1 protein-coding gene is annotated in these 560 nt (G+C 50.7%); it reads left to right on the forward strand.

Annotation, left to right across the window (positions count from 1 at the left end; genetic code table 11):
- Positions 1 to 560: S1 RNA-binding domain-containing protein (locus tag R8O10_RS26810; RefSeq protein ID WP_318192174.1), on the forward strand; the 560-nt coding region annotated here is incomplete at both ends.

The raw sequence follows: 560 nt of genomic DNA on the forward strand, positions 1-560 counted from the left end.
TGCCTCGTTTAGGTCCTAAGGCGTTCGAGCAGTGTGCGGGTTTCCTTCGTATTATGGATGGTAAAAACCCACTTGATGCCTCTGCAGTGCACCCAGAAGCCTACCCTGTAGTCAAAGCGATTGCCGAGAAGAACAGTAAAGACATCAAAGCACTGATTGGCGATTCAACGTTCCTTAAAGGTCTGCACGCGGTGGATTACACCGATGAGCACTTCGGTGTCCCAACGGTGACCGATATCATCAAAGAGCTGGACAAACCAGGCCGAGACCCTCGTCCGGAGTTCAAAACCGCAACCTTCGCTGAAGGCGTTAACTCAGTTGCAGATCTAGAACCGGGCATGATTCTCGAAGGCGTCGTATCGAACGTGGCCAACTTTGGTGCTTTCGTCGATATTGGTGTTCACCAAGATGGTTTAGTGCACATCTCAGCCCTGACGGATCGTTTCGTTTCTGATCCGCGTGAAGTGGTAAAAGCAGGCGACATCGTTAAAGTGAAAGTGATGGAAGTAGACGTACAGCGCAAGCGTATCGGTCTATCGATGCGTTTAAACGACGAGCCG

It is taken from the genome of Vibrio sp. 1727 (assembly GCF_033344415.1).
Classification (GTDB): Bacteria; Pseudomonadota; Gammaproteobacteria; order Enterobacterales; family Vibrionaceae; genus Vibrio; species Vibrio alginolyticus.